This is a genomic window from Streptomyces sp. NPDC002888, from assembly GCF_042888465.1.
Lineage (GTDB): Bacteria > Actinomycetota > Actinomycetes > Streptomycetales > Streptomycetaceae > Streptomyces.
On sequence record NZ_JBIAPU010000008.1, the window covers coordinates 118,215 to 135,782 of the forward strand.

Sequence of the window (17,568 nt, forward strand, 5' to 3'; positions counted from 1 at the left end):
GATCCGTCCGCCGACGTGCTCGCGCGGGCGGCCGAGACCTTCTGCTCAAGGCCGCCACCACCCGCTGAGCCGATCACCCCGAGCGGCCGAAGACGCCGCCGCGCCGACCCCCGTCACGGGGGTCGGCGCGGGCATACGACGGTCAGGCGGGTCCGCCTGCCTGCTGCTCGAACGACGTCGGCACGGCGGCGGCCTTGGCGTCCCGCGCGGCATCGTCCTTGCGTCGGCGGCGGCTGCGGCGCGGCTCCTGGTCGGGCAGCCATCCGAAGGCCAGGCAGCTGCCCACGACTCCGAGGAGCAGGCCGATGAGGAAGCCCCCGAGGTTCGAGGTGGGCCACGTGCCCAGGGAGACCAGGACGCCGATGATCGAGTAGAACAGGCGCTGCGACGGGTTGAACAGGATCAGCAGCCCGATCAGCAGCATCAGGGTCGGCAGGAGGTAACCGGCCAGGCCCTGCATGCCGATGTGCAGGATGACCGGCAGCGGTGCCTTCATGGTCACCAGTATCTCCGTGCCGCCCAGAACGAGCAGCAGCCCGCCCGGAAAGGGGCGGCGCGCGCTCCACTGCCGGAAGCGGTTCACTTCGAGCAACCCTCGCTGCTGAAACTCATGTGCAGGTCGGGAAGCTTGAAGACGGCCGCGGTGGCGGCGTAGTTGTGCTGGTACAGGTCGGTGATGACGACCTTCTCGGCCTGCTGGCCGTAGACGCCGGGCATGCCCCGGGTGTCGACCTTGTCGAAGGTGCTGGCGTCGCGGCCGATCTCGATGTTGTTGAACGTGGCGTTGCCGGTGATCTCGTCGGAGTCGATGGCCAGGTTCTTCACGCCCACCTTGGTGCCCTTGTTGCCGGCGGTGAGGACGAGCTGGATGCCGCCGAGGTCGACGCTCTGGCAGAGGTTGGTGAGCTTGCCGTCCTTCACCACCGAGGTGACGACCAGCACATCACCGCCGGTGTCGCCCTGGTTGGGGCTGTTCTCGATCATGTGGTCGAGCGAGCCGAACTGCGCGAAGCCGTTGCCCTCGAGCTTGTCGGCGGTGACGACGAACGGCATCCCGGAGATCGAGAACTGCACCCCCAGGGCGCCCTGCGAGGTGAGGATCGCGAGCCCTGCGACGACGCAGGTGGCGGGCACCGCCATCACGGCGGCCCGGCGCGCCCGGACCCGGCCGCGTCTCGCTGCGGAACCGCTTACGGGGCTCTCGGGGGTGTTATCGGCGGACGACGTGACGTCCGAGGACGAGGCCATGTCTGCTCCCATGGGCATAGTCATGCGGGTTGGGCTTCAAATGGCACGTTGTCCTGGCGCGGACAGCGGCTGTCGCGCACACCTCCTCACAACTCCCGGAAATCGCAAGGGCTTTCTCGGTTACGCGTCAGTAGCCATCTCGGAAGTTACCGATGGTTACACTCAGGGGTCAAGGGCATTGTGAAAAAAGGGTGTCCATTGTGTGTCACCTGTCGGCCGGATGCCAAACAAAGATCGACAAGGCCTCACTCTTCGCACAACTTCCCTACTACTCCTTGACGCTGACTGATCCTCAGGTCTACAACTCTCCCTGGCTCACCGGATCCGTGGCGCCGGATCCGCAGCGCGCCGACCACAGGCGCGCACTTCCCGGACTTACTTTCCTCACGGGCATTTCCTGCCCCCGAGTCCGCACGTTCCAGCACCTCCTGGCACCGGCACGGCCGCCCTTCCCTTCCAGGGAACCGTGTCCGGTCGCCCCTCCTGCCCGGCCCGGCCGGAGGCCACCCCCAGCGCCTCCGGCCGGTCACCGGCCGCCGCCGCTGCCGGTCCGTCACGTACGGAGAAGGCGTCACGGACCGGCGGCGGCGGACACCGAGCCGCGCCGTCCCCACCAGCTCCTTCGGGAACGCACGCCCCCACCCCGAAGCCCCCCCCACGCGCACGACCATCCCCCACTCCCGCACGCCCAAGTCCACCCCCACCCCCACGAGTTCAGCCCCCCACTCCCAGAAATGAGGCACCCGCATGCGTACGCGTTCTCTCCTCACCCTCGTCGGCACCGTCGCCGCCCTCTCGCTGCCCGCCGTCACCCCCGCCTCCGCCGCCGACACCGCGGTGCTGACCGCGGGCGGCGAGGCCGTGGCGGTCGGTGACGTCCTCACCGCGTCCCTGGCCAGTGGCACGGCAGCCACGCTCTACTCCAGCGCCACCGGCACCAGCGGAGTCTCCTGCTCGTCCTCGCAGTTCACCGCCAAGGTCACCGACAACCCGACCGCACCGGGCACGGCCACCGAGTCGCTCACCGCGCACACGTTCGGCAACTGTTCCGCGAACGTCGTCGGCGTGCTCGGCGTCACCAGCATCGCGGTCAACAACCTGTCGTACACGACCAGCGTGTCCTCCGACGGCACCGTCGCGGTGACCCCGGCGGCCGGCTCCACCATCCAGACCACGGTCGTGCTGCGCACCCTGCTGGGCAGCATCTCCTGCGTCTACCAGGCGCCCAAGCTGACCGGCGCGGCGAGCAACGCCGACAACAGCATCACCTTCACCGCCCAGGAGTTCACGAAGGTGTCCGGCTCGTCCCTGTGCTTCGCCAAGGGCTACTTCACCGCCAAGTACGCCCCGGTGACCGACGGGACCACGGCGGTCACCGTCAACTGACCCTCGTAGAGGACGAGTTCAGCGCCGACGCAGGCGCAGGACCAGGGCGGCGCCGCCGGTGAGCACCAACACCGCCGCGGCGCCGCCCGCCAGCGTGGGGGCCGACGGACCGGAGTCGGCGTCGCCGGTGGAGGCCACCGGCGCGCTGTCGGGTGCGGTGCTGCGGGCCTGAGCGGCGGTGGTCGCCGGGGCCGGCGCGGAGGGCGTCGGCGTCGGCGAGGTGGCCTTCGCGGACGCGGGCGGCTTGCTCGCGGCCGGGGTCTTCGTCGCCGGAGGCGCGGCCGGTGCCTTCGCCTCCGGGAACACCACGTCGGAGCACGAGTAGTACGTGTCCGGCGTACTGCTGTTCTGCCAGACCGTGTAGAGGACGTGACGCCCCGTCCGGTCGGAGGGCAGCTTCGCGCTCAGGCGGTACGCGCCGTCCTTCAGCGCCGGGTCCGTCACCTCGGCGAACGGCCGCTCCGGCAGGTCGGACCAGGTCAGCGGCTTTGTCGGGTCGTAGCCGGATGTCGTCAGGTAGAACCTGAAGGTGCCGGTGTGCGGGATCGTCGAGACGTATTTCATGTTCAGCGTGGAGCCCGGCGTGAGGCGTGTCGACGGCCAGTCCGAGCGGGCGAGGTCGAGGCCCTTGTAGGCGGGCAGGCCGCCGCTGCACAGCTCGCCGTCGGGGATCGTCTGCCGGTCCCGGCCGTTCACGTTCGCGACGCGCAGGTTGTCCCAGGCCGTGAAGGGCGCGCCGTTGGCGGCGACGGCCGCTTTGCAGGCCGCCGTCCCGGTCCGCTCGCCGCCTTCGGGGGAGCAGGCCACCACCCGGCTGACCGGATTCGTGGGGGCGCCGTGCGCCTGGGCGGGCCCGGCCGCCCACACCCCGAGCAGAAGCGGGCTCGCGGCGGCGGCCGTCAGGACAGCGGTGCGGTGTGCGGTCATCCGGGGCATCCGGAACGTCTCCTCGGCCGGCACGGGAACGGTCTGCTCCCCTGGAGTACGGGCGACCGGCCCGGCGCGTTCAGTACGCATCGGCGCGTCCCTCACGTGTCCACCCTCCGCCCGTCGCGCGGGCGAAGCGGGGCATTCGCTGTCAACCGGCCGATGTCGAGGGTGGGTTTCCGGCCGGATCGAGGGTTTCCCCTGTATCCCTATGACCTCCGCTTTGCCTATCGTTCCAGCACAGCTGACCCACAGGTAACCCCTGGTCCGGTCGGCTCCCGTGCCTGGCCGGCCACCGCTCCGCTTTTCGACGCACCCCCCTGCGCTTCGACGACGAAGCGAATCGAACCGCGCCACTCCGCGCTGCCCGGAGTACGGCCACGAAAGGCAAAGCCCTTGCGTACCTCTCCCTCCCTCAGACGGAAGCTGATATCCGTCGCCGCCCTCTCCGCGGCCCTGCTGACGACCGGCACCGCCTCCGTCGCCGTCGCCCAGGAATCCGCTCCCCGGGACGCCTCCGCCGTCCCCGCCGCGCAGACCGAGGCCGCCCCCGGCACCCCCGCCGAGCGCCTCATCGTCGGCTACAAGTCCGGCGCCGATGAGGCGAAGTCGAACCAGGCCGCCGAGGCCGACGCCGCCGCCAAGGGCAAGGAGGCGGGCGAGGACGTCGACTTCCAGCGCCGCCTCGGCACCGGTGCCGCCCTCGTCGACCTGGGCTCGGACCTCACCCGGGCCGACGTCGCCGACGTCGTCGCCGAGTACCGGGCCGACCCGCAGGTCGCCTACGTCGTACCGGACCGCCTGAACAAGCCCAAGGCCGACCCGAACGACACCGAGTACGGCAAGCAGTGGGACCTGTTCGAGGCCACCGCCGGCATGAACGTGCCGGGCGCCTGGAACACCACCACCGGCACCGGCGTCACGGTCGCCGTCATCGACACCGGCTACGTCACCCACTCCGACGTCGCCGCGAACATCGTCGCCGGCTACGACTTCATCGGCGACACCGCCGTCTCGGTGGACGGCGACGGCCGTGACAGCAACCCGGCCGACCCGGGCGACTGGTACAACGCGAACGACTGCGGCTCCGGCATCCCGGCCAGCAACTCCTCCTGGCACGGCACCCACGTGGCCGGCACCATCGCCGCCGTCACGAACAACAACAAGGGTGTCGCGGGCATCGCCTACGGCGCGAAGATCTCCCCGGTCCGCGTGCTCGGCAAGTGCGGCGGCTACGACTCCGACATCATCGACGCCATCACCTGGGCGTCCGGCGGCACCGTCTCCGGTGTGCCCGCCAACTCCAACGTCGCCAAGGTCATCAACATGAGCCTGGGCGGCGACGGCGCCTGCACCTCGGCGACCCAGAGCGCCATCACCGCCGCCGTGAACCGCGGTACGACCGTCGTCGTGGCCGCCGGCAACGAGAACGACAACGTGGCGAACCACTCGCCGGGCAACTGCAACAACGTCATCTCGGTCGCCGCGACGAACCGCTCCGGCGCGAAGGCGTCCTACTCCAACTACGGCTCCCTCGTGGACATCTCGGCGCCCGGCGGCCAGACCAGCACCGGCACCGCGAACGGCATCCTCTCCACGCTGAACTCCGGCACCAAGACGCCGTCCACGGAGTCGTACGCGTACTACCAGGGCACCAGCATGGCCACCCCGCACATCGCGGGCCTGGTCGCGCTGCTGAAGTCGGCGAACTCCTCGCTGACCCCGGCCCAGATCGAGTCGGCCATCAAGGCCAACGCCCGTGCGCTGCCCGGCTCCTGCTCCGGCGGCTGCGGCGCGGGTCTGGCGGACGCGGCGAAGACGGTGCAGGCGGTGACCGGGGGCTCCGGCGGCTCCACGGGGGGCACCACCTTCACCAACACCACCGCGGTCTCCATCCCGGACAACGGCTCGGCGATCGAGTCCTCCATCGCCGTCAGCGGCCGCAGCGGCAACGCGCCCTCGACCCTCCAGGTCGGCGTGGACATCACCCACACGTACCGCGGTGACCTGGTCGTCGACCTGGTCGCGCCCGATGGGACCAGCTATCGCCTGAAGTCCTCCAGCACCTCGGACTCCGCGGACAACGTCAACACCACCTACTCGGTGAACGCCTCCAGCGAGGTCGCAAACGGCACCTGGAAGCTGCGCGTCCAGGACGTGGCCGCGCAGGACACGGGCCGGCTCAACAGCTGGAAGCTGACGTTCTGACCTCGAGGTCGACGACGGCGACGCCATGAACGGGCGGGCCGACCGGTGCGGATGGGCGCCGGCCGGCCCGTCTTGCGTTCTGCGCCTTCCTGGGCGTCACGCGGGCGTGGGCTCGCGCTCCTCCGCGTCCACCGGGTCGAGCGAGGCCAGGACCCGGGCGCCGCGGTCGGCCGCGCTGTCCAGATGCTGCAGCAGACCCGGCACGGCGATGCTCGGCAGGATGTGGGACCACAGCACCGACAGCCGCTCACCCAGGTCAGCGCGGCCGGCCAGCGCCCGTGACATCAACTGGATGCCGGTGAACGAGCCGACGAGCATCTCCACCGTCTCCCGCGGCCGCACCGTCGGCAGCAACTCGCCCCGCTCCCGTGCCAGTTCCAGCAGTCCCGTCAGCCGCTCGGCCCACTGTCGGAACGGCTCGCCATGATCGACCCCCGACGGGGTCTCCTGGTCCACCGCGAGCCGGACGCTGCCCCGCAGCAGGGAGTTGCTCAACAGCCGCTGGCCGACCACGAACGTCATGTCGATGATCTCCTGCACCTTGCAGGTCTGCGGCGGTACGGCGCCGAACGGCACCTGTTCGTCCAGCACCGCCTGGGCGAGGGACTCCTTCGACGGGAAGTGGAAGTACAGGGCGCCCTTGGTGACTTCGGCGCGCTCGAGGACCATGGAGATGGTCGTGGACGTGTAGCCGTGCTCGTCGAAGACCGCACCGGCGGCTTCCAGGATCGCCCTGCGCGTCCTGATGGCGCGCTCCTGTTTCGCCATAAGGCCCCTCCACGGCGCCGAGCCAGTCTGTTTTTGCCGTCGTCTGCCGGAACGGCCCGATCATAGAGGGTCTTCGACTGATCTCCATTGAAAACAAACCGGTCGCCTCGTACTCTAACGCTCACCGGAGTGGACGGCCCACCGTCCGCCATGGCCTTCGGGGACCGTAGGGAGCGAGATGACTCGACCGCGGCAGGTTGCCGATGCCCCGCACATGACGGCGACCGTCCCCCGTCAACTCGTACACCGCGCGGCGGTCGCGGAAACCTATCTGACCGGCTGGAACAGAACCGGGGCCGACCGGTTCGCCGTGTCGGCACAATGGCCGCGAGCGCACGGGTTACACGTGTCGTCCGACTGGTCGGCCTACGATCCGCTGCTCGTCGTGGAGACCGTCCGGCAGAGCGGCACGCTCCTCATGCACACCGGCTACGACGTCCCGCTGGATCACCAGTTCGTGCTCCAGGAATTTCAGGTCGACACGTTCCCGGCGCACTTGGCCGTCGGCCCGCGGCCGGCGGAGCTCGTCGTCGAGATCGACTTCACGGAGGTGCGCTACCGCGGCACCCGCCCCGTGTCCGCCCGCTACAAGGCAAGCGTCCTACGGGCCGGCGCCCTGGTCGCGACCGCCGACGTCGCCTTCACATGTGTCGGGGCGGCGGTCTTCCGCCGACTGCGCGGCGGACGCACCCCGGATACGGTCCAGGCCGTGCCCGTCCCGCCCGGGCTGTTCGCCGCCGCCGTCGACCGCGTCCAGCCCGGGGACGTCGTCCTCGCGCCCGGCGACCGCTCCGACCGCTGGCAACTCCGCGTTCATACCGGACACCCCGTTTTCTTTGATCACCCCCTCGACCACGTCCCCGGCATGCTGCTCCTGGAGGCCGCCCGCCAGGCCACCCACCTGCGTATATCCGACGGCGAAACGCCCGTGTCGTACCACGCGACCTTCCACCGCTTCGCCGAACTGGATCAACCCGCCTGGATCGAGGTGAGCGGAGGGAACGGCGCGAAGGTGCAAGTCGTGGGAACACAGGGGGAGTCGACGGTCTTCGAATGTGTGGTCGCCACCACCGCAGGGTGAGTTATGGTGTGCGGGGGGTAAGAAACAAACGGCATGACCCGTTCTTTACGTCCCCAGGAGTGTCCAGCCGATGGCGAGGCAACTACGCGCCGAGCAGACCCGAGCGACGATCCTCAAGGCGGCCGCCGACTTGTTCGACCGTCATGGGTTCGAGTCGACCAGTCTGAGCGACATCGTTGAGCACGCCAACGTCACCAAGGGCGCGCTCTACTTCCACTTCGCGGCCAAGGAGGACCTGGCCCACGCCATCATGGAGCTGCAGTCCCAGGCCTCCCGGCGACTGGCGGGCGAAGTGGACGAGCGGGCCTGCTCCTCCCTCGAAGCGTTGATGCGCCTGACGTTCGGCCTCGCCCGGCTGTCCGTCGAGGGCCCCATCACCCGGGCCGGCCTCCGGCTCGCCACCGGGGGAGTCGAGATGCGCGCGCCGCTGCGGCACCCCTTCACGGAGTTGCTCGACCTGATCTCGCGCCGGCTCGTCGGCGCGGTCAAGGAGGCCGACCTCCACCCGGACATCGACGTCGACGCCGTCGCCCACTCCCTCGTCAGCTTCTTCGTCGGCACCCGGGTCGTGGGCCGCACCACCGAACCTCCCACCCGACTCCCGCGCAGGGTGGCCGAGATGTGGCACGTCCTGATCCGCGGCCTGGTACCCGTGACCCGCCGCCCGCGCTATCTGACCCTGGCGACGCGGCTGGAGCGGGAGATCAGGGTGTACGAGATGCAGTGAAGGGCCGGGGCGAAACCTCGGGGTCTCACGGGCCGGGGCGGGTCCTCGGAGTGTCCCTGTCCGGGCGGTACGGTGAGGCGCATGCCCCACACCCCCTCCGCACCCGTGATCCTCGGCGACGAGCCCGGCTCCTTCCCGCACAGCGTGCTGGCCGAGCGGCACCCCGCGATCATCCACCAGGTGCGGGAGGCCTTCCCGTACGGGCCGGAGCAGCACCGCGCCCTTGACGCACTGCTGGAGAACTGCGTCAAGGGCGTGATCGAACCGCTGCCCGCCGACGCACACGACGGGGAACGATGGCGGGCCTGGGGCCTCGATGAATACGCGGGCCGGCCCTGGTTCGACGTGCCGTGGCTGTGGTCGGAAAGCTACTTCTACCGCCAACTCCTGGATGCCGTCGGCTACTTCGATCCCGGCGCCTGGCAGGGCATCGACCCCTTCCGGCCTTCCAAGCTCGCCGAACTCGACGCCCCCGAGACGGACGAGGAGCTGGCCGCACTCGACGACCTTCAGGCCCGCCCGGCCGAGGAACGGGCCAAGGCCCTCCTGCACGGCTCCCTGTGGGGCAACCGCGCCGACCTCGGCTTCCGTCTCTCCGCCGGTGGCGCCGACACCCCGGCCCCCGCGCCCGCCCTGGTCGCCGACCACAGCGACGCCCTCTGGTCGCTGCTCCCCGCCTCCGGCACGGGCACCCTCTGCCTGATCGCCGACAACGCCGGCCGCGAGCTCATCCCCGACCTGCTCCTCGTCGCCCACCTCCTGGACGAAGGACGCGTCGGCCGGGCGGTCCTGCACGTCAAGCCGTACCCGTACTACGTCTCCGACGCCACGACCGCCGACCTGGTCGACGCACTGCGCCGGCTGACGGCGGCCCCGGGCGCGGCGGCCGCGTACGGCAGGCGTCTGTGGTCCGCCATGGCCGACGGCAGCCTCACGGTACGGGCCCACCCCTTCGCCGCCGCCCCGCTGCCGTTCGAGGCGATGCCCGCCGACCTGCGCGCGGAGTTGGGCGCGGCGACGCTGACGATCGTCAAGGGCGACCTCAACTACCGCCGCCTCGTGGGCGACCGCCGTTGGCCCCCGACCACCCCCTTCGCCGATGTGACCGCCCACTTCCCGGGCCCGGTCGCCGCCCTGCGCACCCTGAAGTCCGACGTGATCACCGGACTCGACGCCGCGGCCGAGGCCGCGCTGGTGGCCGCCGAGGGGCAGCGCTGGCGCACGGGCGGGACACATGCGCTGATCCAGGCCCGGGGGTAGTTCAAGTCGAGCGCCGTGCTCTCATGAATCCCGGGCCGGTTCACGCGATGGTGTGATCATGTGTCGCCCGGCGGATGGCCGTCCAGGGCCACGGGTAGGGCCCGGCCATGACGCAGCCGTTCGAACTCCCGCACTTCTACATGCCGCACCCCGCGCGGTTGAACCCGCATGTCGACGAGGCCCGCGCTCACTCGACGCGGTGGGCGCGCGACATGGGCATGCTGGAAGGGTCCGGGATCTGGGAGCAGGCCGACCTCGACGCGCACGACTACGGGCTGCTCTGCGCCTACACCCACCCCGACTGCGACGGCCCCGCCCTCTCCCTCATCACCGACTGGTACGTGTGGGTGTTCTTCTTCGACGACCACTTCCTCGACATGTACAAGCGCACCCAGGACCGCGTCGCGGGCAAGGACCACCTGGACCGGCTGCCGCTGTTCATGCCGCTGGACCTGTCGACGCCGGTGCCCGAGCCGCAGAACCCGGTCGAGGCGGGGCTCGCCGACCTGTGGGCGCGCACGGTGCCGTCGATGTCGGCCGACTGGCGCCGCCGCTTCGCCGTGGCGACCGAGCACCTGCTGAACGAGTCCCTGTGGGAGCTGTCCAACATCAACGAGGGGCGGATCGCCAACCCCGTCGAGTACATCGAGATGCGCCGCAAGGTGGGCGGCGCCCCCTGGTCGTCGGGGCTGGTCGAGTACGCGACCGCCGAAGTGCCCGCGGCCGTCGCCGGGACACGGCCCCTCAGGGTCCTCATGGAGACGTTCTCCGACGCCGTGCACCTGCGCAACGACCTCTTCTCCTACCAGCGCGAGGTCGAGGACGAGGGCGAGAACAGCAATGGCGTGCTCGTCCTGGAGACCTTCTTCGGCTGCACCACCCAGCAGGCCGCCGACACCGTCAACGACATCCTCACCTCGCGCCTCCACCAGTTCGAGCACACCGCGTTCACCGAAGTGCCCGCCGTGGCCCTGGAGAAGGGGCTCGCACCGGACGAGGTCGCGGCCGTCGCCGCGTACACGAAGGGCCTGCAGGACTGGCAGTCCGGCGGCCACGAATGGCACCTGCGCTCCAGCCGCTACATGAACGAGGGCGCCACCTCCACCACCCCCTGGCAGAGCCTGACCGGCCCCGGCAGCTCCGCCGCCGACGTCGGCGCCCTGCTCGCCTCGGCCGCCGCCGAACGCCTGCGCGCCTACCGCCACGTGCCCTTCCAGAAGGTCGGCCCGTCCCTGCTCCCCGACTTCCACATGCCGTTCGAGGTGGAGCTGAGCCCGCACCTGGAGGGTGCCCGCCAACGCCTCACGGGCTGGATGCATCGCACGGGCATGCTGGAGGAGGGTGTCTGGGACGAGGACAAGCTCGCCGCGGCCGACCTCCCGCTCTGTTCCGCAGGCCTCGACCCCGACGCGACACCGGAGGCCCTCGACCTCAGCTCCCACTGGCTCGCCTGGGGCACCTACGGCGACGACTACTACCCGCTCGTCTTCGGCGCCCGCCGCGACCTCGCCGCCGCCCGGCTGACCACGGCCCGTCTGTCCGCCTGCATGCCCGTCGACGGCGAGGAGACCGTCGTCCCCGTCAACGGCATGGAGCGCGGCCTCATCGACCTGTGGGCGCGCACGACGGCGGAGATGACCCCCGACCAGCGGCGCACCCTGCGGGACTCGGTCGACGTGATGACCGAGAGCTGGGTCTGGGAGGTGTCCAACCAGATCCAGAACCGCGTCCCCGACCCGGTCGACTACCTGGAGATGCGACGCGCCACCTTCGGCTCCGACCTCACCCTCAGCCTGTGCCGGATGGGCCAGGGCCCCGCCATCCCGCCGGAGGTGTACCGCAGCGGCCCCGTCCGCTCCCTGGAGAACGCGGCCATCGACTACGCCTGCCTCGTCAACGACGTCTTCTCGTACCAGAAGGAGATCGAGTACGAGGGCGAGATCCACAACGCGATCCTCGTCGTGCAGAACTTCTTCGGCTGCGACTACCCGACCGCGCTCGGCATCATCCACGACCTGATGACCCAGCGCATGCAACAGTTCGAGCACGTGATCGCGCACGAACTCCCCATTCTCTACGAGGACTTCGAGCTGTCGGACGAGGCCCGTGACGCCATGCGCCACTATGTGGCCGACCTTCAGAACTGGCTGGCGGGCATCCTGAACTGGCACCGTACGGTGGACCGCTACAAGGCCGACTTCTTGGCGCGCCGCACCCACGGCTTCACCCCGGACCGCCCACCCGCCCCGGCGCTGCCCGCCCGCCCCTGACACCCCGGCTCACACGGGCTGACCCGCTCGCCGTGCGGCGTGCTCGACCGCGGCTCGCGCCAGCCCCCGCACGGCGGGGTGCGGGCGCGAGCCGTCGCCGTACAGCTCCGGCTGGAACAGCGTCGCCAGGAAGAAGGGGTGGCCGGGGAGTTCGGCGATCCGGACCTGCCCGGCCGCGTCCCGGCCGGAAAAGCGCAGACCGTGCGCGCGCAGGGTGTCGAGGTGGCGGGACGGCCCGTACCGGCAGGAGTAGCACTCGACCGTCCGCTCCACACCGAACACGGAGTGGGCGAGCGAGCCCGGTTCGACGAGGACGACGTCCTCGTGGCCGGCCAGCGAACACGCCAGCGGCTCGATGAGGAAGTCCTCGGCGTCGGGGTCGTTCTCGGCGTGCGCCACCCCCGTCAGTCCGCAGACCCCCCGGGCGAACTCCAGCAGTGCGTGCTGGAACCCGCCGCAGGTGCCGAGGAAGGGGATGCCCTCCTCGCGCGCGGTGCGGATCGCGGCCAGCACGCCGGCCTCGCTGCGGTACGGGCTGCCCGGTACGACCCACACCGCGTCGAATCCGCGTACCGCGCCCTCGGCCTCGGCGTCCTCGGACGGGATCCAGTAGGCGTCGAGGACGAGCCGGTCGCGCGAGGCGAGCGCGTCGAGCAGCAGAGGGACGCGGGTGTGCGAGACGACGTTGGGGGAGCGGTCGCCGACGAGGGCGACCTTGGCGATCTGAACGGCGCTGTCGGTCATGGCCTCATCCTCGGCGCGACCCGTGTTCACGTCCAACGATGATTCCTGCACTCCCGATAAGCAGAACTGATGCCGGTGCGATCCTGGTGCGCATGGACCCGCACCTCCTGCGCACCTATGTCACCGTGGCCCGCCTGGCCTCCTTCTCCGAGGCCGCCCGCGAGTTGGGCTACACCCAGTCCGCGGTGTCCCAGCACATCGCGGCCCTCGAACAGGACCTCGGCGCCCCGCTGCTCACCCGCCGACCCGTCGCCCCCACGGCGGCCGGCGAACGGCTGCTCGAACACGCGGGTCCGCTGCTGCTGCGCCTGGACGCGGCCCGTGCCGACGTCGCCCGGATGGCGACCGCCCCCGAGCACGGGCTGAGCCTCGCGGCGACACCGACCGCGCTCGGCCCCCGCGTCCTCGCCGCGCTGCCCGCGGCCGGCGTGACGCTGCGCGTCCTGGCCCGCGAGGAGATCCCCGGCGCCGTCGCCACCGGCACGGCCGACCTGGGCCTGGTCGACGGCCTGGCCGCACCCAGCGACCCGCTCCGACTGCCGGACGTGGCGCCGCTGACCACGCACGCGGTGGCGGAGGAGCCGGTCTGCGTCCTGCTGCCGGGCACCCATCCGCTGGCCCGGTGCCCCGCGCTGCGCCTCGGCGACCTCGCCGACGCCCGCTGGCTCGACGCCCCCGACGTGGGCCTGCCGCTGGCCCAACTGCGCGCCGCGAACGGCGGTCGCGGCTTCCGCCCTGCCCTGCGCTACGACGGCATCGACCTGCGCACCCTGACCGCCCTGTCCGCCGCCGGCCACGGCCTGACCCTGCTGCCGACCTCGACGGCCACGGGAATCCCGGGCACGGTCGCCGTCCCCATCACCGAGCCGCGCGTCGTCCACCGCGTCGAACTCGTCCACACGGCCACTTTGAGGGGAGCGGCCGCGCGTCTGGCGGAGGCGCTGTGACCGCTATGGCTTCCCGCTCCTGAGCCCGCGTCAGTCTCACTCGTTCGTGGTACGTCGCGCGCCGGTGCGCCGGGTAGTGCACCCTCCGGCGGCGATCCGCATCCGCCGGAGGCGGCCCGCACCAGCCGGAGGCGATCCATGGAACAGACAGCGCTGCGCCCCAAGCCGATGCCGGGCGGGGAGCCGGGCGGCGGCACGAATGCGGGCCCCGCCCGGCGCCCGCATGCCGCGCGCCGTCGAGGCGGACGGCCGGCGACCCTGCTGTGCGGCCTGCTCGTCGGGTCCGTGCTGGTCCTGTCCGGCGTCGGACTCGGCGGCGCGGGCGCCATGGTGATCGGCATGAGCAAGCTCGCGGAACTGCAACGACAGGCCGGTCGGATGGCGCCGGGGAGTGCTTCCGCATCGGCCGGTTCGAGCGGGCCGTCGGCGGCGCAGTCCCCCTCGCCGGCGCCCGTCCGCGCGACCCTGGGCCTGGAGGCCGTGGACGCCGAGAAGGTGGGCGCCGTGGTCGTGGGCGTTCACGTGCCCGGCCCCGGCTACGCGGCCGGGCTGGTCCGGGGCGACGTACTCCTCGCCCTCGGCAGAACCCGTATCGACTCCGCCGCCGACCTCGCACGCGCGGTCGCCCGGGCCCGACCGGGGGCCGAGGTCGTCCTGACGGTGCGCCACCGCAGCGGCGGCTACCAGCAGCTGAAAGCCGTCCCCGGCGTCGTCATCTGAGTCAGTTGAGCGGCCCGAGTCATCCGAGCCCGGGCGCCACCTGAGGCCCCTCACACGGTCCGGAAGTGGCTCGTGAGCCGACCCTCGGTGTCCAGGACGTGGAAGGCCAGCCCCACCGGAGCCTCCCGGTCCGCCACCTGCTCGCCCTCCCACGGCAGCCGCAGCGTCCAGGTCACCCCGGGGCCGACCACCAGCGGTCGCCCGGCGAAGGAGGTGGCGGCGGGGGTGTGCGCGTGTCCGGTGACCAGCCCGGCGATCTCGGGGCGCCGCTCCAGCAGCGCGGCCAGCCGGTCCGGCGCGCCCAGCCGGTAGGCGTCGGGGAGCGGGTGGTGGAGTGCCACGGGCGGGTGGTGGAAGGCGAGCAGCGCCGGAACGCTCCCGTCGAGCTCGTCGAGCGTCGCCTCGATCCAGTCGTACGTCTCCTCCTCCAGGGCCCCCTCGTCCCCGCCGGGAATGCTGGAGTCGCACATCAGCACCGCGCCGCCGTCGAAGACCTGCACGCTGTTGACCGGCCCGTCGGCCGTGGGCAGGCCGAGCAGGGCCTTGCGGTACGGGGCTCGGCTGTCGTGGTTGCCCGGGCAGGTGAGCACCGGGAACGGGGTGTCGCCGTCGCGCAGCCCCAGGATGCGGGCCGCCTCCTCGTACTCCGCCTCGGTGCCGTGGTCCGCGATGTCCCCGGTCACGAGCAGCGCGTCCACCTGCCCCGGAAGCTCCCACAACCGGTCGCGCACCCGCTCGGCACGCTCCGTCGCCCGCGGGCTTCCGTCCAGATGCAGATCGCTGATGTGTGCGAGTACGAGCACGGCGGTCGGCCCTCCCTTGATCGTCGTTCGGACATCGTTGAGTAATGCCTGATCCGCATCAAACCATTAGTGCTAATGGATTGGCAATCATCAGCCGTTAGTTCGCCTCGCTCGACCGTCAGGACTCCGGAAACCCCGTTCAACCGGCTCGCGCAGGCCCCTCCGTCCGGGCAGGATGCTGCCCGTAGTCCCATACATCCGCTCAGGGAGGCCCGGATGACCGGCAGTACGCCCGCGCACTTCACCGCCGACGACTACCGGGCCCGCATGGAGCGCGCCGCGCGGGCGGCCGCCGACGCCGGACTCGCCGGCCTGCTCGTGGCGCCGGGCCCGGACCTGGTGTGGCTCACCGGCTACACGCCCACCGCCGTCACCGAACGGCTCACCGTCCTCGTCCTCGTCCCCGGCCACGACCCCGTCCTCGTCGTCCCCGCCCTGGAGGCCCCCGACGCCGCCCAGGCATCCGGAGCCGGCGCCCTCACCCTGCGAGACTGGACCGACGGCAAGGACCCCTACGCCGCCACCGCCGCCCTCCTCGGCGGCACCGGCCGCTTCGGCGTCAGCGACAACGCCTGGGCGATGCACCTGCTGCGACTGCAGAAGGCGCTGCCCGGCACCTCCTACGCCTCCCTCACCGACGCCCTGCCCATGCTGCGCGCCGTCAAGGACGCGGCGGAGCTGGAGCTGATGACGGCCGCCGGCGCCGCCGCCGACGCGACGTTCGAGGAGATCCGCACCGTTCGCTTCGCGGGCCGCAGGGAGTCGGAGGTGGCGGCGGACCTCGGTCGTCTGTTGCTGGAGCACGGACACGCGGTCGTCGACTTCACGATCGTCGCCTCCGGTCCGAACGGCGCCAACCCGCACCACGAGGTCGGCGACCGCGTCATCGAACGCGGCGACATGGTCGTCCTCGACTTCGGCGGCCTCAAGGACGGCTACGGCTCCGACACCTCCCGCACGGTCCACGTCGGCGAACCGACCGACGAGGAGCGCCGGGTCCACGACATCGTGCGCGAGGCCCAGGAGGCGGGCTTTTGCGCGGTACGGCCGGGCGTCGCCTGCCAGGAGGTCGACCGGGCCGCCCGCGCGGTCATCGCCGACGCCGGATACGGCGCGTACTTCATCCACCGCACCGGGCACGGCATCGGCGTCACCACGCACGAACCGCCGTACATGATCGAGGGCGAGGAACAGCCCCTCTTGCCCGGCATGTGCTTCTCCGTGGAACCCGGCATCTATCTGCCCGGGCGCTTCGGCGTGCGCATCGAGGACATCGTCACCGTGACCGAGGACGGCGGCCGCCGCCTCAACGACACCACCCGCGAGATGGTCATAGTGGACTGAGCGACCCAGGAGCCCCCGCACACCCCCGAGCGACAACGGCGCGACCATGACCCAGGCACCGACACCCACCGCGGACACCGTCCACCGGCTGGTCCGTTCCCTGCTCAAGGACACCAAGAACACCAAGGAGGGCAACGAGGGCAAGGAGGGCAAGGAGGCGAAGGCCGGCACGGCAGTCAGCAACGGCAACGGCAACAGTGGCGTGAGCGCCGCCGCCGGGCCCGATGTCCGCCCCGTCGCCGAGGGCGCCGAGCACTCCACCTGGTGGGTCGGCACCCGCCACGTCCTGCGCCTCGCCCCCGACCGTGACGCCGCCGTCCGCCAGCGCCGCGAACTGCGCCTGCGCGACGTCGTCCGCCCGCACGTCCCGGTCGCGGTGCCGACCAGCGTGGCGCACGGCGAGTGGGCGCCCGGCCTGACCTACACGCTGGACACCAAGGTGCCCGGCGGTACGGCGGAGCAGTACGACGTGTCCGCGGTCGGCGAGGCCGACCTGGCCGGACTGCTCACGGGGCTGCGCGAGGTGCCGGCCCGCCAGGCCGAGACGCTCGGCGTCCCCCGGGCCGCCCCGCGCTCCCTGGAGGCGCTGCGCCGGATGGCCGTGCCCGCCGCCGCGGCCCTCGCGGAGGCCGACGAGTTCGATGCCGCGCGCCTGACCCAGCTGACCCCGCCCGGCGCGGCCCAGCTCGCCGCCCAGCCGGCCGGCGCCGTCCTCGTCCATCACGCGCTCCGGGGCGAGCACCTCGTGGTCAGCGCCGACGGCCGGATGCGCGGCGTCCTCGACTGGACCGACGCCGTCCTCGGCGACCCCGCCGAGGACATCGCCGGACTCGCCCTCGCCGTCGGGTCCGGCGCCGCCGTGCGCGCCGCCACCCTCGCCGGGTACGGTGCCCGTCCCTGCCTGCGCGGTCTGTGGCTCGCCCGCTGCGACGCCCTCATCCGCCTCGCCGCCCGCGTCGAGGGCCGCGACACCGGGTCGCTGCCCCTGCTGCGGACCCAGCTGCGGCGTGCCTGGGAGGCGATCCTGCTGGAACGCGTGAGCGAATTCCGCGAGGACGACACGGGCGAAGAGCTGTAGGCGGCGCTCCGGGGGAGGGACGTAAACGATCGCGCAAACGCTTACGCCGTCACTCCC

The 17,568-nt window shown here is 71.6% G+C and carries 16 protein-coding genes; 10 read left to right on the forward strand and 6 right to left on the reverse strand.

What is annotated here, in order from left to right; genetic code table 11:
* Positions 1-142: 142 nt before the first annotated feature.
* Entirely contained in the window at positions 143-583 is a 441-nt protein-coding gene (locus tag ACFYWX_RS15400) for a DUF6114 domain-containing protein (protein WP_389424675.1), read from the reverse strand.
* On the reverse strand, positions 580-1,248 hold the full coding sequence (locus tag ACFYWX_RS15405) for a DUF6230 family protein (protein WP_389424499.1): 669 nt from the start codon (positions 1,246-1,248) through the stop codon (positions 580-582). The genes ACFYWX_RS15400 and ACFYWX_RS15405 overlap by 4 nt, the downstream gene beginning before the upstream one ends.
* Positions 1,249-1,995: 747 nt before the next feature.
* Between ACFYWX_RS15405 and ACFYWX_RS15410 the strand changes: the two genes are divergently transcribed.
* Positions 1,996-2,634 carry a Tat pathway signal sequence domain protein gene (locus ACFYWX_RS15410; RefSeq protein WP_389424500.1) on the forward strand — a complete coding sequence of 213 codons (639 nt, stop codon included), beginning with the start codon at positions 1,996-1,998 and terminating at the stop codon, positions 2,632-2,634.
* An 18-nt stretch (positions 2,635-2,652) separates the two neighbouring features.
* Here the strand turns inward: ACFYWX_RS15410 and ACFYWX_RS15415 are convergent, their stop codons facing one another.
* Positions 2,653-3,570 (reverse strand): lytic polysaccharide monooxygenase, encoded by a 918-nt coding sequence (locus ACFYWX_RS15415; RefSeq protein WP_389424676.1) that lies wholly within the window; start codon positions 3,568-3,570, stop codon positions 2,653-2,655.
* A gap of 387 nt (positions 3,571-3,957) precedes the next feature.
* On the opposite strand from ACFYWX_RS15415, the gene ACFYWX_RS15420 reads away from it, so the two are divergent.
* The gene (locus ACFYWX_RS15420) at positions 3,958-5,769 is read left to right on the forward strand and encodes a S8 family serine peptidase (protein WP_389424501.1); all 1,812 of its coding nucleotides are present in this window, start codon (positions 3,958-3,960) and stop codon (positions 5,767-5,769) included.
* Between the two features lie 96 nt (positions 5,770-5,865).
* Here ACFYWX_RS15420 and ACFYWX_RS15425 read toward each other — a convergent pair whose 3' ends face one another.
* Complete coding sequence (locus ACFYWX_RS15425) at positions 5,866-6,537, reverse strand: ScbR family autoregulator-binding transcription factor (protein WP_389424502.1); 672 nt, start codon at positions 6,535-6,537, stop codon at positions 5,866-5,868.
* Positions 6,538-6,751: 214 nt separating this feature from the next.
* Here ACFYWX_RS15425 and ACFYWX_RS15430 point away from each other — a divergent pair, with 214 nt between their 5' ends.
* From ACFYWX_RS15430 to cyc2, 4 genes are all read left to right on the forward strand, one after another.
* Complete coding sequence (locus ACFYWX_RS15430; protein ID WP_389424503.1) at positions 6,752-7,618, forward strand: ScbA/BarX family gamma-butyrolactone biosynthesis protein; 867 nt, start codon at positions 6,752-6,754, stop codon at positions 7,616-7,618.
* A 70-nt stretch (positions 7,619-7,688) separates the two neighbouring features.
* Entirely contained in the window at positions 7,689-8,345 is a 657-nt protein-coding gene (locus ACFYWX_RS15435; RefSeq protein WP_389424504.1) for a ScbR family autoregulator-binding transcription factor, read from the forward strand.
* 81 nt (positions 8,346-8,426) lie between these two features.
* Entirely contained in the window at positions 8,427-9,605 is a 1,179-nt protein-coding gene (locus ACFYWX_RS15440; RefSeq protein WP_389424505.1) for a damage-control phosphatase ARMT1 family protein, read from the forward strand.
* Positions 9,606-9,712: 107 nt separating this feature from the next.
* A complete protein-coding gene (cyc2, locus tag ACFYWX_RS15445) occupies positions 9,713-11,875 on the forward strand; it encodes a germacradienol/geosmin synthase Cyc2 (protein WP_389424506.1) in 2,163 nt (720 codons plus the stop codon).
* A gap of 9 nt (positions 11,876-11,884) precedes the next feature.
* On the opposite strand, the gene ACFYWX_RS15450 is transcribed toward cyc2, so the two are convergent.
* A complete protein-coding gene (locus ACFYWX_RS15450; RefSeq protein ID WP_389424507.1) occupies positions 11,885-12,619 on the reverse strand; it encodes a hypothetical protein in 735 nt (244 codons plus the stop codon).
* A gap of 92 nt (positions 12,620-12,711) precedes the next feature.
* Here ACFYWX_RS15450 and ACFYWX_RS15455 point away from each other — a divergent pair, with 92 nt between their 5' ends.
* Positions 12,712-13,566, forward strand: a complete 855-nt coding sequence (locus ACFYWX_RS15455) for a LysR family transcriptional regulator (protein ID WP_389424508.1) — start codon at positions 12,712-12,714, stop codon at positions 13,564-13,566.
* A gap of 138 nt (positions 13,567-13,704) precedes the next feature.
* Positions 13,705-14,286 (forward strand): PDZ domain-containing protein, encoded by a 582-nt coding sequence (locus ACFYWX_RS15460; protein ID WP_389424509.1) that lies wholly within the window; start codon positions 13,705-13,707, stop codon positions 14,284-14,286.
* Between the two features lie 50 nt (positions 14,287-14,336).
* Here the strand turns inward: ACFYWX_RS15460 and ACFYWX_RS15465 are convergent, their stop codons facing one another.
* A complete protein-coding gene (locus ACFYWX_RS15465) occupies positions 14,337-15,089 on the reverse strand; it encodes a phosphodiesterase (RefSeq protein ID WP_389424510.1) in 753 nt (250 codons plus the stop codon).
* Positions 15,090-15,305: 216 nt separating this feature from the next.
* On the opposite strand from ACFYWX_RS15465, the gene ACFYWX_RS15470 reads away from it, so the two are divergent.
* Entirely contained in the window at positions 15,306-16,433 is a 1,128-nt protein-coding gene (locus ACFYWX_RS15470) for an aminopeptidase P family protein (RefSeq protein WP_389424511.1), read from the forward strand.
* Between the two features lie 46 nt (positions 16,434-16,479).
* Positions 16,480-17,511 carry an aminoglycoside phosphotransferase family protein gene (locus ACFYWX_RS15475; protein ID WP_389424512.1) on the forward strand — a complete coding sequence of 344 codons (1,032 nt, stop codon included), beginning with the start codon at positions 16,480-16,482 and terminating at the stop codon, positions 17,509-17,511.
* Positions 17,512-17,568 lie beyond the last annotated feature (57 nt).